Raw genomic sequence first — 13,599 nt, 5'->3', positions numbered from 1 at the left:
CTGTGCCGTATGGCGGCAGCGCCTTGTAATTATTCGTCAATCGCGTTCAATGCCGGAAGTGTTTTGCGGAGTGACCGTGACTGACGATATTGCCCATACCGAACTGATAGCGGTGCTGGTCGCTGTCACCAGCGAACAGCCGCGCGTCATGACCGTGCGACAGGGACAGGCCCAAGGTGCGGCATTGCCATCCGGCCCGTTTGAAAGCGAGCATCGTTCGCTGCAATCGGGCCTGCGGGCCTGGGTGCAGTCCGAAACCGCGCATCCGGTCGGCTATCTGGAACAGCTTTACACCTTTGCCGACCGTGACCGTCACGCGCAGGGCGAGCGCATCATCTCGATCAGCTATCTTGGCCTTGTGCGTGAAAGCGATGCGGCGGCGGGGCAGGCGGGCTGGCGCGGCTGGTATGATTATCTGCCATGGGAAGATCACCGCCAGGGCGAACCGGCCATCATGGAGCACCTCAACAATGCGCTCCTCGTCTGGGCGCATCGGGCCGCAACACCGGAAATGACAGCGCAGCGCATGCGGCGCATCGCCTTCACCTTCGGCTTTGAAAACGGAGATTGGAGCGGGCGCTGGAACGAGGACCTCGTGCTTCAGCGCTATGAACTGCTTTATGAGGCCGGGCTGGTGGCGGAAGCCGGCATGAAGGAAGACGAGAACGGGCGCTCCATGTTCGCCGATCACCGCCGCATCCTTGCCACGGCGATTGCGCGGCTGCGCGCCAAGATCAAATATCGCCCGGTGGTGTTCGAGTTGATGCCGGAGAGTTTCACGCTTCTGCAATTGCAGCGCACGGTCGAAGCGCTGGCGGGCCTGCGCCTGCACAAGCAGAATTTCCGCCGCCTGATCGAACAGCAGGACCTGGTTGAGGAAACCGGCGAAAGCGACAGCGAAACCGGCGGACGCCCGGCGAAACTGTTCCGTTTCCGCTACTCGATTGTCGAGGAGCGCGCCCTTTCCGAGCGTCATCTGGGCGGAGCCAAGCTGCCAATCTCCCGCGATTGACAATATACTCGAATCGAGTATAAGTTCGCACCCATGAAATACTCATAATGAGTATATGTGGCTGCGCTCGGGAGGCCCAACCCCATGAATGTTCATCTGCACGATCATGTTTCCGTCTCGCAACTCTATGACCGCGTGGCCAAGGTGTTGCCCAAGGCAGAGTGGCTGGGCTTCGAAGACGATGTCGCGGCGATCCTTGAGTGGAAGAAAAAGCGCAACGCGGTCATCCTTGCGCACAATTACCAGACGCCGGAAATCTTCCATTGCGTGGCCGACATCGTGGGCGACAGCCTGGCGCTGGCGCGCAAGGCGGCGGAAGTGGACGCCGATGTGATCGTGCTGGCGGGCGTGCATTTCATGGCCGAGACGGCCAAGCTGCTCAATCCCGGCAAGACGGTGCTGATCCCGGACATGGCGGCGGGCTGCTCGCTGGCCGACAGCATCACGCCGGAAGATGTGGCGTTGCTGCGGCAGGCGCACCCCGGCGTGCCGATCATCACCTATGTCAACACGTCTGCGGCGGTGAAGGCGGCTTCCGATATCTGCTGCACTTCCGGCAACGCCAAAAGGATCGTGGAATCGCTCGGCGTGCCGCGCGTGCTGATGATCCCCGACGAGTTTCTGGCGCAGAACGTGGCGCGTGAAACCAATGTCGAAATCCTCGCCTGGCACGGCCATTGCGAAGTGCATGAGCGGTTCACCCCCGACGATATCCGTGAATTGCGTGAGAGCCATCCCGGCGTCATGGTTCTGGCTCATCCCGAATGCCCGCCGGAAGTGGTGGAAGCCGCCGATTTTGCCGGTTCAACCGCCGTCATGTCCGATTATGTCGGCCAGAAGAAACCGCAGCGCGTCGTGCTTTTGACCGAATGCTCGATGAGCGACAATGTCGCCGTCGATCACCCGGATGTCGAGTTCATCCGGCCCTGCAATCTCTGCCCGCATATGAAGCGGATCACGCTTGCCAATATCCGCGATGCGCTGGAAAACAACCGCCATGAAGTGACAGTCGATGCTGCACTGATGGAGCCTGCCCGGCGCGCCGTCGAGCGGATGTTGAGGGTATGAACACGGCCCGGACTGCCCCGGTCCTCGTCATCGGCAGCGGCCTTGCCGGGCTGATGACGGCGCTGACGCTCTCTCCGCAGCCGGTCCTGCTGGCAACAGTGGGAAGCCTCGGCCTGTCCGGTTCCAGCACCTTGGCGCAGGGCGGTATTGCTGCAAGCCTCGGCGCGGATGACAGCACGGCGCTGCATCTGGCCGATACGATTGCCGCGGGCGACGGCCTGTGTGATGCAGGCGTGGCGACTGAAATCATCGCGGCAGGCGCGGACGTCATTGCCGCGCTGGAAGCCCATGGCGTGCGCTTCGATCGCAAGGCCGATGGTTCATTTTCGCTCGGTCTGGAAGCCGCCCATAGCCGCCATCGCATCGCCCATGTCGATGGCGATGCGACGGGGGCGGGCATCATGCGCGCCTTGATTGCGAAAGTGCTGGCGACGCCTTCGATCACCGTCATGGAAAACACCCGCGCCCTGCGGCTCATCCGGCAGGATGGCCGTGTTGTCGGCGCCTGCCTTGAAAATATCGGGCCGGTTGCGGCCCGCGCCGTGGTTCTGGCGACGGGCGGCATCGGCGGACTTTATGAGGCGACGACCACACCGCTCGGCAATCTAGGGCAAGCTGCGATATTGGGCGCCGTATTGGCAGGCCGCGCAGGCGCTGTGCTGGCCGATATGGAGTTCGTGCAATTCCACCCAACCGCGCTTGCGGTTTCTGCGCCGCGTCTGCCGCTGATCAGCGAAGCGGTGCGCGGCGAGGGCGCCATTCTCGTCAATGATCGCGGCGAATGCTTCATGGCGGATATTCCTGGCCGCGAGCTTGCGCCTCGCGATGTGGTGGCACGCGCCATCGGCAGCGAGCTTGCGCAAGGGCGCAAGGTCTATCTCGATGCGCGGGCGGCTCTGGGCATCCGTTTTGCGACCCGGTTTCCGGGGATTGACCGGCTCTGCAAACAGCATGGCATTTATCCGTCCCGCGACCTGATCCCGGTTCGCCCGGCCACACATTATCACATGGGCGGGATCAGGACCGACGCTGACGGGCGCAGCAGTCTGCCGGGCCTCTGGGCCGTAGGCGAAGCAGCCTGCACCGGCCTTCATGGTGCCAACCGGCTTGCCAGCAATTCACTGCTCGAAGCAGCCGTCATGGGTCTGCGCGCCGCCCGTGCGCTTGGTGATGAGGAGGCTATTGCCATGCGCCAGCCCGTGCCGGTCCGCTTGCCACACGAAAACGATCCGGCTCCGGTACGGCGTGTCGTGTCCAGCCATCTTGGTCTGCTGCGTGATGAAGACGGTTTGCGCTTTGCAATCACCACCCTTCTTCCCCGCGCTGAGACCGACGATGCCGCAGCCGTGGCGCTGGTTGCCGCGGTTGCGGCATATGAACGGCGCGAGTCGCGCGGCAGCCACGCCCGCATCGACCATCCGCAAAAGGATGCGGTGGTCATGCGCCGCTTTCACACATTCGAGACGGCGTTCGCGCGCGCTCGCGAGATCATTGATTCAAACCGAATGTCCAGGATAGCCTCATGAACCTGCCACGCCTGTCTCCGCTGATCGTCGAACCGCTGGTGCGCGCCGCACTTCTGGAAGATCTGGGCCTTGCCGGTGATATCACCAGCAATGCGGTGGTGCCGGAGGATCACTGCTCGGCCATGCTGTTCAGCCTGCGTCAGCCGGGCGTCATCGCCGGGCTCGATGTGGCTGAAATGGCCTTTCGTCTGCTCGATCCGGGCGTTACATTCGAACGTCTGGCGCGGGACGGTCAGTCTCTTGAAAAAGGGGCCGATGTCGCCCGTGTTTCCGGCTTGTCCCGCTCCATTCTGGCGGGTGAGCGCACCGCGCTCAATTTCCTCGGCCACCTGTCCGGCATCGCCACGGCCACAGCCGGTCTGGTGAAGGCGGTTCACGGTACGGGGGCGGCAATCGTCTGCACGCGCAAGACGACGCCGGGGCTGCGTGCCTTGCAGAAATATGCGGTGAGGGCAGGCGGCGGCATGAACCACCGTTTCGCGCTCTATGATGCGGTGCTGATCAAGGATAACCATATTGCCGTTGCGGGCGGCGTGCGCGAAGCCATCGAGCGCGCCAAAGCGGGTGCCGGGCACATGGTCAAGATCGAGGTGGAGGTCGATACGCTGCCACAACTCGATGAGGCGATGGCTGTCGGTGTCGATGCGGTGCTGCTCGACAATATGTCGCCCGATCAATTGCGCGAGGCGGTGTCGATCGTCGATGGCCGCGCCATTTGCGAAGCCTCGGGCGGCATCACGCCGGAAACGGTGGCGGCGGTCGCATCCAGCGGCGTCGATCTGATTTCGGTCGGCTGGACCACCCACAGCGCGCCGAACCTCGATATCGGTCTTGATTTCGAAGCGCTGACATAAAAAGGGGAGGCGATTGCCTCCCTTTCGTCCTTATGGCCGCGAAGCTTATTTTTCGACAAAAGCCTTTTCGATGACGTAATGCCCGGCTTCGCTCTGGCTGCCTTCGGTAAAGCCGCGCTCTTCCAGAATCTGTTTCGTTTCGGCCAGCATTTCCGGGCTGCCGCACAGCATCATGCGGTCGTCGTCATGGTTGAATTCCGGCAGGCCGACATCTTTGAAAAGCTGGCCCGAGCGAATGAGATCGGTCAGGCGGCCGCGGTTCTTGTAGGGCTCACGCGTGACGGTCGGGTAATAGATGAGCTGCTTCTGCACCATTTCGCCGAGGAATTCATCCTGCGGCAGTTCGTTGGAAATGAAATCCGTATAGGCGAGTTCCGCCACCTGGCGCACGCCATGAACGAGAATGATCTTCTCGAACCGTTCATAGGCCTCCAGATCGCGGATGATCGACAGGAACGGCGCAAGGCCGGTGCCGGTCGAGAGCAGCCAGAGATTTTTTCCGGGCTTGAGGTTGTCGTAGAGCAGCGTGCCGACCGGCTTCTTGGACAGGATGATCCGGTCGCCGACTTTCAGATGCTGGAGCTTGGAGGTCAATGGACCGTTCGGCACCTTGATCGAGAAGAATTCCAGGCCGTCTTCATAAAGGCTCGACGCGATGGAATAGGCGCGGGTGAGCGGCTTGCCGTTCACTTCCAGACCCATCATGATGAACTGGCCGCTCTGGAAGCGAAAGCCGGGGTCGCGCGTCGTGCGGAAGGAAAACAGCGTGTCGGTCCAGTGATGAATGTCGGTGACGGTTTCCTGATTGAAGTTGCTGCTCATTTTCGGAACTGTCTCTGCCTTGCTCCTGCACCGCTTGGGAGGACGGCGCCTGTGGAATGGATTGGTTGTTCAGTTTTGTCGGTCATTGCTGCATTTTGCCCGCAACAATGCAGCTCCGTGGAGACTGCATCCGGTGCAGGCAAAACGCCTTGATCGCAATCAATGTCAGCGCGTCATGCTGCCTTCAGGGTGGCTTCCGCGAATTCGTAATTGGCCAGCTTGTCGAGGAAATTCGTCACATAGTCAGGCCGACGATTACGGAAATCGAGATAATAGCTATGTTCCCAGACATCAAGTCCCAATAGCGCCTTGCCTTCGCCGGTTGCGAGCGGGTTGGAGCCATTGGGCGTCTTGGTGACTTTCAGCTTGCCGTCATCGGCCAGAACCAGCCATGCCCAGCCCGAACCGAACTGGCCGACGGCTGCGGTCTTGAAGGCTTCCTTGAACTGGTCGACACCGCCGAAATCCTCGACGATCTTTGTTTCGAGCGCGCCCGGAAGGCGGCCGCCATTCGGCGAAAGGTTCTGCCAGAACAGATTGTGGTTCCAATGCTGTCCGGCATTGTTGAACACAGGCGCGAGATCGGCCTTGTCCTTGGCGAAGAGAACGATGTCTTCGAGCGATTTGCCCTTGAGCGCATCGTTCTTTTCAACAAAACCGTTGAGCGCGGTCACATAGGCCTGATGGTGCTTGCCATGATGCAGCTCAAGCGTTTCCGTACCCATTCCGGCGCCCTCAAGCGCGTTGGTTGCGAAGGGAAGCGGTGGCAAGGTGAAGCTCATTTTAAAACTCCTGATCGCTTGAGCGCCATCACCGTTCAGTGTCTGGGGGCATTGCCGGTGCGGGCTCTGGCTGGGAAAGCCGGTTTGAATATTGAAAATTCAGAATTATCTTGCCTCCATGGGCCGGATCGCCTATTTAACAAGATAATGCTTCTTTAAATAGAAAACACCGCATATGTCAAGGAATGGCATTCTAAATACTGATGAATCGGGAGTACGTTCTCCCGCGGCACGGATCATGCTCGCGCTCAAGATGCGGGGAGCACAGACCGCCGCGACCATCGGGGAGCATCTGGGAACCACGGGTGAAGCCGTCCGCCAGCAGCTTGTGCGCCTTGCGGAGGAGGGGCTTGTGTCCGCGCATTCCGTATCCCAGGGCGTCGGCAGGCCTTCGCTTTTCTGGGATCTGACCGAAGCCGGCAACAAGCGCTTTCCCGATACACATGCCGACCTGACCGTTCAGCTGCTTCATTCGGTGCGCACCATCCTTGGCGACGATGCGCTTGAAACGCTGATCGCCCATCGCGAGACGGAGACCCGCCGCCAGTATCAGACGCGCCTGAAGGATTTGCCCCTCGACCGACGCGTGAAGGAACTTGCCGATATCCGCTCCGCCGAGGGCTATATGGCCGATGCGGAAAAGCAGGAAGACGGCTCCTGGCTGCTGATCGAGAACCATTGCCCGATTTGCGCCGCCGCAGATACCTGTCAGGGTTTCTGCCGGTCGGAGCTTGAGATATTCAGGGCTGTGCTTGGCGCGGATGTTTCGGTAAACCGCACCGAGCATATTCTGGCCGGTGCCCGGCGCTGCGCCTACATTATTGCGCCCGCCGCTTAACTGATAGTTTCAGCGCTGCGCCGCTTGCGCCCAGAAAGGCGGGTGCAACGAGAACGACAGTGCAAGGCCGCAAAGCAAGGGGTTCAAATCCCGGCAAAAAGCTCTATATGAAGCACATCCGCCGAAGGTAGGCGGGAAGTGAAGACGTCATCCGCGATAGCTTATGGGGAATTTTTCCCGATAATGCTGTGGCGGATTTGTGTTTCTGTCACAAGCTTCCTATAAGCCTTCGAATAATTTGGGAAACCGCCTGGTGTTTCCTCAACATGGCAAACCAGCCTTGCTGGCGAGGCCCGATTTCCCCTTTGGACGACCCGGCCAGATAACTCGGAACACTCATGATCCAGACGCCTTACTACCTGATCGACAAGACCAAGCTGAAGCGCAACATGGAAAAGGTTGCCTATGTGCGCGAGAAATCCGGCGCCAAGGCCCTGCTGGCGCTGAAATGCTTTGCCACATGGTCGGTGTTCGATCTGATGAGCGAATATATGGACGGCACGACGTCGTCCTCGCTCAATGAAGTGCGTCTTGGCCATGAAAGATTTGGCGGCGAAACCCACGCCTATAGCGTGGCCTATGCCGATAACGAGATCGACGAAGTCATCAGCCATGCCGACAAGATCATCTTCAATTCGATCGGCCAGCTGGAGCGCTTTGCTGAACAGGCGTCGGGCATCAAGCGCGGCTTGCGCCTCAATCCCGGCGTGTCGTCATCAAGCTTCGATCTTGCCGATCCGGCGCGGCCGTTCAGCCGTCTTGGCGAATGGGACGTGGCGAAGGTGGAAAAGGTCATGGACCGCATCACCGGCTTCATGATCCACAACAATTGCGAAAACGCCGATTTCGGCCTGTTCGACCGGATGCTGACCGATATCGAGGAAAAATTCGGCGCGCTTCTCCATCGTGTTGAATGGGTGAGCCTTGGCGGCGGGATTCATTTCACCGGCGACGATTACCCCGTCGATGCTTTCTGCGCGCGCCTCAAGGCTTTTTCGGAAAAGTTTGGCGTGCAGGTCTATCTGGAGCCGGGTGAAGCCTCGATCACCAGGACCACGACACTGGAAGTGACGGTTCTCGATACGCTTTATAACGGCAAGAACCTTGCCATCGTCGACAGTTCGATTGAAGCGCATATGCTTGATCTGCTCATCTATCGCGAAAAGGCGAAGATGGCGCCGAACAATGGCGGGCATAGCTATATGGTCTGCGGCAAATCCTGCCTTGCAGGCGATATTTTCGGCGAGTTTACCTTCGACAAGGCGCTTTCCATCGGCGACCGCCTCTCATTTGAAGATGCGGCCGGTTATACGATGGTCAAGAAGAACTGGTTCAATGGCGTGAAAATGCCAGCCATTGCCGTGCGCGAACTGGATGGCACGGTGAAGCTTGTCCGCGAATTCGATTACGCGGATTTTGAGGGTTCGCTCTCCTGAACCCTGTGTCGCAATATTGATCCGCGACGCGAAACTGAACCTGTTCCGACCGGAAGGCAGTCGGGACGTATAACAGATGGCGGGAAACCGCTGGAAGAGGAAGCATCGACAGAAAATGAAGAAGAACGTTCTCATTATCGGCGCCGGGGGCGTGGCACAGGTTGTTGCACATAAATGTGCGCAAAACTCTGACATATTGGGCGATATCCATATTGCGTCCCGCACGGTTGAGAAATGCCGCAAGATTATCGATAGCGTGCATGAAAAGAAGAGCCTCAAGACCGAGGTGAAGCTGGAAGCGCATGCGCTGGACGCCATGGATGTTGAAGCCACCAAGGCTCTGATCCGCAAGACGGGCGTTCAGATCGTCATCAATGTCGGCTCGGCCTTCCTCAATATGTCGGTTCTTCGCGCCTGTATCGATACGGGCGTGGCTTACATGGATACGGCCATTCACGAAGATCCGAAGAAGATCTGCGAGACGCCGCCATGGTACGGCAATTACGAATGGAAGCACCTGAAGGAATGCGAAGAGAAGGGCATCACCGCCATTCTCGGCATCGGCTTCGATCCGGGCGTGGTCAATGCCTATGCGCGTCTGGCTGCCGACGATTATCTCGATGAAGTCAAATCCATCGACATCGTTGACATCAATGCCGGTTCGCATGGCCGCTGGTTCTCGACCAATTTCGACCCGGAAATCAATTTCCGCGAATTCACCGGCACGGTCTATTCCTGGCAGAATGGCCAGTGGCAGTCGAACACGATGTTCGAGGTCGGCCAGACATTCGACCTGCCGGTCGTGGGCCCGAGCAAGGCCTACATGACCGGCCATGACGAAGTGCATTCGCTGTCCAAGAACTATCCGGATGCGGATGTCCGCTTCTGGATGGGCTTTGGCGATCACTATATCAACGTCTTCACGGTACTGAAGAATCTCGGCCTTCTGTCCGAACAGCCGGTCAAGACCGCGGAGGGGCTGGAAGTCGTGCCGCTCAAGGTGGTCAAGGCTGTTCTGCCTGATCCGGCATCGCTTGCACCTGACTATACGGGCAAGACCTGCATCGGCGATTTCGTCAAGGGCACCAAGGACGGCAAGGAAAAGGAAGTCTTCATCTACAACGTTGCCGACCACAAGGATGCCTACAACGAAGTGGGTTCGCAGGGTATTTCCTACACCGCTGGCGTTCCGCCGGTTGCGGCTGCGATTCTGATCGCTTCCGGCGAATGGGACGTGAAGAAGATGGTCAATGTGGAAGAGTTGAACCCGAAGCCATTCCTGCACATCCTGAACCAGATCGGCCTGCCATCCCGCATCAAGGATGAGAACGGCGACCGCGCGCTGGACTTCGCGTGAGTTTATAGCTTTGCGCTATCGAAAACCCCCGCTCCGGCGGGGTTTTTCTCGATCCTCATCCTGAGGAGGCCCGCAGGGCCGTCTCGAAGGATCGAAGGATCGAAGGATCGAGGGAGCGAAGAATGACGGTGGTAGACCAGCGATGCGTTTCCAGTTCCATCTGGACCTCGCCCTTCGAGGCTGCGCTTCGCTCCGCACCTCAGGGTGAGGTGTGGCTATTCAGGCATATTTGGCCAGGTGTCCGAGAGACGGTAGCCATACGGAAACGGGTCGCTCGGATCGAGCATGAGCTGCGAGGTTCCCGTCACCCATGCGCGGCCGGAAATGATCGGGCTGATGGCGGGTTTGCCGCCCAATTCCAGCGCCTTGTCCAACCGACAATGAAACTCCGTGCCCAGCACGGACTTGCCGATAAATCTTTCACCGACTTGCATTTGCCCCTTGGCGTGCAGCACGGCCATGCGGGCCGAGCAGCCGGTGCCGGTCGGCGAGCGGTCGAGCTTGGCCGGACGGATGGCAACGGTATTCACGCCGGTCAGGACGTCACCCTCGCGCGTCACCGGCTCGGTCATCTGGCAGAAGGAAATGTGGTTCCAGGCTTTTTCCGGGTGGCGGAAGCCAAGCTGTTCATTGGCGGCTTTGGTGATCTTCACCCCGATTTCAGCCAGTTCGCGCGCCTGCGACGGCTCGATCTTCATCCCGATCTGCGCCGCATCGACAATGACAAAGCTGTCGCCGCCATAGGCCGTATCGACTGTGATCGTGCCGAGCCCCTCGACTTCCAGCGATGCATCCAGCCGGTCGGCGAAAGACGGCACATTGCGCACGCTGATGCGCTCCGCCTTGCCGTTGCGGCATTCGGCTTCCACTTCGATGATCCCGCCCGGCGCTTCCAGCACCATGCGCGTCACCGGCTCCTGCATGGGGATGATGCCACTGTCGAGCAGAACGGTCGAAACGCAGATCGAGTTCGAGCCGGACATGGGCGGCGTATCGGCAGGCTCCATGATGATGAAGCCCATCTGCGCGCGCGGGTCTTTCGGCGGCACCAGCAGGTTGACGTGGCGGAACACGCCGCCGCGCGGCTCGTTCAGCACGAAATTGCGCAAGGTCTCGTCACTGGCGATGAAGCGCGACTGTTCCCACACGGTTTCGCCGGGAGGTGGGGCAACCCCGCCGACGATGACATCGCCGACTTCCCCCTCCGCATGACAGCCGACGATATGGATGACCTTGGTGCTGCGCATGATGCCTCCTGCAATTCATGCACATAGTCGTATCGGCCAGGACGCAGGCGTCAATCATTTATCGGACGGAAATTTGCGGTTTCACGCCAGAATGAGAAATCCGTTTCTCCCCGTGTCGGAAGGTGAAAAATCCATTTCATGATGTGTTGCTTCTTCGGGCAAGTCTGATATCCATGATGCTCTTATTTTGTGCAAATCGATGCGCAGCCCGCTTGGCTCCGGATCAGTTTCTGGAACATACACAACGTTCCCGATAGAAATTGAGCAACCCGAAAAATTGGGGCGTGGTCGCTTTTATGGCGATAAGCGCCCTTAGCCGGCATGGGACGGTCGATGATCGTATTTCCGCGCCTCTTCTCAGATTGACATGGTCTTGGATGTTTCGGGGCGTGGCCTCAGTCAATGGAACATCCGGTGGATTGCGGCGCCGGATGCTTCGGGGAGCGGACTATGGACAGGACAATCGATGCGGGCTTCCGGGAACCCCATGAAACCGCCACGCAACGCTGGGGCCGGGAGATGGCGGCGGCGCTGAAACTTGGCTGGCCGCTGATCTTCACCAACCTGTCGCAGGCAGCGCTCACCGCAACCGACGTCATCTTCATTGGCCGTCTGGGCGCGGACACGCTTGCCTCCGCCCTGCTGGCGACAAGCTTCTATCATACGCTGATGATCTTCTCGATGGGGCTCGTCTCGGCCGTGATGCCGATGATTGCGATCGCGCTCGGCAAGAACCGTCATTCGGTGCGCGATGTGCGCCGCACCGTGCGCCAGGGTTTCTGGACGGCGATCATGATCGCGATTCCGGTCTGGGTCGTGCTCTGGCATTGCGAGGAGATTTTCCTTTTCCTCGGCCAGCGCCCGGATATTGCCGCCCGCTCGACGGATTTCATGCACACGCTGCAATGGGCGCTGTTGCCTTATCTCGGCTATATCGTGCTGCGCTCCTTCTTTGCCGCGATGGAAAAACCGATGTGGACGCTGCTGATTGCGGCGCTCGCCATCGGCTTCAATGCGCTGGCAGGCTGGACGCTGATCTTTGGCCATTTCGGCTTTCCGCGCATGGAGCTGCATGGCGCGGGCATCGCCACCACGGCGTCAAGCACGATGATGTTCCTCGGCCTTGCCTTCATCACGCTGCGTCATCGCCGCTTCCGCCGCTATCACCTGTTCGGCCGCTTCTGGCGTCCCGACTGGCCACGCCTGCTCGAATTGTGGCGGATTGGCATCCCGATGGCGCTGACCTTCGTGTTCGAAACCTCCATCTTCTATGCCGCCGTCGTCATGATGGGCCGCATCGGACCGACGGCCATGGCGGCCCATGCGGTGGCGATCCAGATCGCATCGCTGAGCTTCATGGTGCCGCTCGGTTTCGGACAGGTTGCAACCGTGCGCGTGGGCAGGGCCTATGGCGCTGGTCATCCGAAGGCGATTGCCTATGCCGGCTGGAGCGCCTATTTTCTGGGCGTCGGTTTCATGGCGGTGATGGGACTTTTGATGATCCTCATTCCGCGCGTGTTCATCGGGGTATTTCTTGATCTGCATGATCCGCAGAACCTGCCGGTGATGCAGCTGGCCGTGACATTCCTTGCGCTTGCTGCCCTGTTCCAGATCGTTGACGGGGCGCAGGCGGTGGCGGCGGGCATGTTGCGCGGCCTGCGCGACACGCGCATACCGATGTTTATGGCGCTGTTCGGCTATTGGGGCGTGGGGCTGCCGCTGGGTGCCTTGCTGGCTTTCAGGTTCGATCTCGGCGGCGTGGGCATCTGGCTCGGTCTTGCCGCCGGTCTTTCCATGGTCGCGGTGCTGATGACGCTGCGCTGGCGCAGGCATCTTGCGCATATCACGGCGCATCCGGCTTGAGAGCCTGTTCCAAAAGTCGCCCTGTGCGGCTGCAAATGGCAATTTGTCTCAAGTTCCGGTGCTCATGTACTCAAATGGCGCATCCGGCTTGAGAGCAAAGAAAAAGCCATACGCCTGTCCAGGCGTATGGCCATTGAATCGTAGTCCTAAACTTACTTCGTCAGCGCGGTGATGCGATCAAGCGCTGCACCGAAGCCTTTCAGCGAAACCTTGAAGGCAACCGGCTGGCTCGGGCTCAGGGCCGTCGTGGTGACGTTGATATTGGTGCCTGCTTTAAGCGCGGCGACCTGTTTTGCGTCAAAACTGACCGGCGCCAGGCAACCCTGTGGCAGGCAGGTCGAGAAAGCCAGAGTGGGCCCTGCGGCGTCATCGATCTTGAGCGCCGCGCCCTTGGCGAGATCAAGACCGAACGGCATCAGCAGGACGCCCTCGACCTTGCCGCCGCTGATATTGCGCAATTCGGCGGTCAGAACGCGCTGGCCGGTCTGCGTGCTGCTCTGGTCCTGCCGCATGACGCAGACGCTGGTATCCTTCTGGTTCTGGCAGGAAACGGTCCAGTCCTGATAGGTTTCCTGAAGGGTGCTTGCTCCACCGGGAAGCGGAGCCGCCAGCACGGGCGCGCCGGAAATGGCAGCAAGCGTGAATGCAAGACCAATTGCGCGATAGGTTTTCATAAATAGATTCTCTCTGAAATTAAGAGGCCTCGGAATCGTATATTGGGACATCATGTCCATCTCGCATCATTGAGCATAAAATGAGCATACCTTCAACCGGGAATTATTATTATATTTCAC

General features: G+C 59.5%; 12 protein-coding genes and 1 pseudogene. 8 read left to right on the top strand and 5 right to left on the bottom strand.

Annotated features, from left to right (window positions below; all coding sequences use genetic code 11):
• Positions 1–49: 49 nt before the first annotated feature.
• The 4 genes from AVM02_RS07565 (at position 50) to nadC (ending at position 4,460) form a co-directional block, all read left to right on the top strand.
• Positions 50–1,012 carry an NUDIX hydrolase gene (locus tag AVM02_RS07565; RefSeq protein WP_411506357.1) on the top strand — a complete coding sequence of 321 codons (963 nt, stop codon included), beginning with the start codon at positions 50–52 and terminating at the stop codon, positions 1,010–1,012.
• Positions 1,013–1,096: 84 nt separating this feature from the next.
• On the top strand, positions 1,097–2,080 hold the full coding sequence (gene nadA, locus AVM02_RS07560; RefSeq protein ID WP_411506356.1) for a quinolinate synthase NadA: 984 nt from the start codon (positions 1,097–1,099) through the stop codon (positions 2,078–2,080).
• Positions 2,077–3,606, top strand: a complete 1,530-nt coding sequence (locus AVM02_RS07555) for an L-aspartate oxidase (protein WP_411506355.1) — start codon at positions 2,077–2,079, stop codon at positions 3,604–3,606. Before nadA ends, AVM02_RS07555 begins: the two co-directional genes overlap by 4 nt.
• Complete coding sequence (nadC, locus tag AVM02_RS07550; RefSeq protein ID WP_411506354.1) at positions 3,603–4,460, top strand: carboxylating nicotinate-nucleotide diphosphorylase; 858 nt, start codon at positions 3,603–3,605, stop codon at positions 4,458–4,460. Before AVM02_RS07555 ends, nadC begins: the two co-directional genes overlap by 4 nt.
• Positions 4,461–4,505: 45 nt before the next feature.
• Here the strand turns inward: nadC and AVM02_RS07545 are convergent, their stop codons facing one another.
• A complete protein-coding gene (locus AVM02_RS07545) occupies positions 4,506–5,282 on the bottom strand; it encodes a ferredoxin--NADP reductase (protein WP_411506353.1) in 777 nt (258 codons plus the stop codon).
• A gap of 173 nt (positions 5,283–5,455) precedes the next feature.
• Positions 5,456–6,064: a superoxide dismutase gene (locus AVM02_RS07540; protein WP_411506352.1), complete on the bottom strand. Its 609-nt coding sequence runs from the start codon at positions 6,062–6,064 to the stop codon at positions 5,456–5,458.
• Between the two features lie 238 nt (positions 6,065–6,302).
• Between AVM02_RS07540 and AVM02_RS07535 the strand changes: the two genes are divergently transcribed.
• The 3 genes from AVM02_RS07535 (at position 6,303) to AVM02_RS07525 (ending at position 9,695) form a co-directional block, all read left to right on the top strand.
• Complete coding sequence (locus tag AVM02_RS07535; RefSeq protein ID WP_411506351.1) at positions 6,303–6,902, top strand: helix-turn-helix transcriptional regulator; 600 nt, start codon at positions 6,303–6,305, stop codon at positions 6,900–6,902.
• A gap of 338 nt (positions 6,903–7,240) precedes the next feature.
• Entirely contained in the window at positions 7,241–8,338 is a 1,098-nt protein-coding gene (gene nspC / locus AVM02_RS07530) for a carboxynorspermidine decarboxylase (protein WP_411506350.1), read from the top strand.
• A 115-nt stretch (positions 8,339–8,453) separates the two neighbouring features.
• Positions 8,454–9,695 (top strand): saccharopine dehydrogenase family protein, encoded by a 1,242-nt coding sequence (locus tag AVM02_RS07525; RefSeq protein ID WP_411506349.1) that lies wholly within the window; start codon positions 8,454–8,456, stop codon positions 9,693–9,695.
• A gap of 15 nt (positions 9,696–9,710) precedes the next feature.
• Here AVM02_RS07525 and AVM02_RS07520 read toward each other — a convergent pair.
• A pseudogene (locus tag AVM02_RS07520) lies at positions 9,711–9,898 on the bottom strand (hypothetical protein).
• A 12-nt stretch (positions 9,899–9,910) separates the two neighbouring features.
• Positions 9,911–10,942 (bottom strand): trans-3-hydroxy-L-proline dehydratase, encoded by a 1,032-nt coding sequence (locus AVM02_RS07515; protein ID WP_411506348.1) that lies wholly within the window; start codon positions 10,940–10,942, stop codon positions 9,911–9,913.
• A gap of 450 nt (positions 10,943–11,392) precedes the next feature.
• Between AVM02_RS07515 and AVM02_RS07510 the strand changes: the two genes are divergently transcribed.
• Positions 11,393–12,805: an MATE family efflux transporter gene (locus AVM02_RS07510; protein ID WP_411506347.1), complete on the top strand. Its 1,413-nt coding sequence runs from the start codon at positions 11,393–11,395 to the stop codon at positions 12,803–12,805.
• Between the two features lie 152 nt (positions 12,806–12,957).
• On the opposite strand, the gene AVM02_RS07505 is transcribed toward AVM02_RS07510, so the two are convergent.
• Positions 12,958–13,479 carry an invasion associated locus B family protein gene (locus AVM02_RS07505; protein ID WP_411506346.1) on the bottom strand — a complete coding sequence of 174 codons (522 nt, stop codon included), beginning with the start codon at positions 13,477–13,479 and terminating at the stop codon, positions 12,958–12,960.
• Between the last annotated feature and the right edge of the window lie 120 nt (positions 13,480–13,599).

Origin of the sequence: Brucella anthropi, assembly GCF_046630315.1 — a bacterium.
GTDB classification, from domain to species: domain Bacteria; phylum Pseudomonadota; class Alphaproteobacteria; order Rhizobiales; family Rhizobiaceae; genus Brucella; species Brucella anthropi_A.
This window is presented reverse-complemented; position numbering and strand designations above follow the sequence as displayed.

Bases quoted from the DNA above. Each gene is read 5' to 3' on its own strand.
- AVM02_RS07565 (WP_411506357.1), top strand. From the start codon at position 50: ATGCCGGAAGTGTTTTGCGGAGTGACCGTGACTGACGATATTGCCCAT.
- nadA (WP_411506356.1), top strand. From the start codon at position 1,097: ATGAATGTTCATCTGCACGATCATGTTTCCGTCTCGCAACTCTATGAC.
- AVM02_RS07555 (WP_411506355.1), top strand. From the start codon at position 2,077: ATGAACACGGCCCGGACTGCCCCGGTCCTCGTCATCGGCAGCGGCCTT.
- nadC (WP_411506354.1), top strand. From the start codon at position 3,603: ATGAACCTGCCACGCCTGTCTCCGCTGATCGTCGAACCGCTGGTGCGC.
- AVM02_RS07545 (WP_411506353.1), bottom strand. From the start codon at position 5,282: ATGAGCAGCAACTTCAATCAGGAAACCGTCACCGACATTCATCACTGG.
- AVM02_RS07540 (WP_411506352.1), bottom strand. From the start codon at position 6,064: ATGAGCTTCACCTTGCCACCGCTTCCCTTCGCAACCAACGCGCTTGAG.
- AVM02_RS07535 (WP_411506351.1), top strand. From the start codon at position 6,303: ATGCTCGCGCTCAAGATGCGGGGAGCACAGACCGCCGCGACCATCGGG.
- nspC (WP_411506350.1), top strand. From the start codon at position 7,241: ATGATCCAGACGCCTTACTACCTGATCGACAAGACCAAGCTGAAGCGC.
- AVM02_RS07525 (WP_411506349.1), top strand. From the start codon at position 8,454: ATGAAGAAGAACGTTCTCATTATCGGCGCCGGGGGCGTGGCACAGGTT.
- AVM02_RS07515 (WP_411506348.1), bottom strand. From the start codon at position 10,942: ATGCGCAGCACCAAGGTCATCCATATCGTCGGCTGTCATGCGGAGGGG.
- AVM02_RS07510 (WP_411506347.1), top strand. From the start codon at position 11,393: ATGGACAGGACAATCGATGCGGGCTTCCGGGAACCCCATGAAACCGCC.
- AVM02_RS07505 (WP_411506346.1), bottom strand. From the start codon at position 13,479: ATGAAAACCTATCGCGCAATTGGTCTTGCATTCACGCTTGCTGCCATT.